Raw genomic sequence first — 278 nt, 5'->3', positions numbered from 1 at the left:
GGTAGAGGCAATTGCTGCTAAAAATGGTGTAATCAGTCCAGCAACGCAAGCTCAATTACAAGCGATCAAAGATCAATTAGATGCATTGAAAGGTACAGCACAAGGCTTGGTAGATGCATTACCTGAATCAGCAGCTAAAGATAGCTTAGATGCTCGTTTAGATGCTTTAGATACAGTTGTACCAGCAGTGAACGATACAGATAGCAATGGTATTGCTGATGATGTTGATGCCGCGATTGCAGCAGCAACACAAGCGGTTCAAACTGCAGAAGCTAAGC

At 43.2% G+C, this 278-nt stretch carries 1 protein-coding gene; it reads left to right on the top strand.

Annotation, left to right across the window (positions count from 1 at the left end; all coding sequences use genetic code 11):
• On the top strand, positions 1 to 278 hold a 278-nt coding region (locus AC1M9K_RS14635), incomplete at both ends, for a GA-like domain-containing protein (protein ID WP_481589656.1).

Source organism: Acinetobacter sp. 24-47-67 (assembly GCF_056779735.1).
This window is presented reverse-complemented; position numbering and strand designations above follow the sequence as displayed.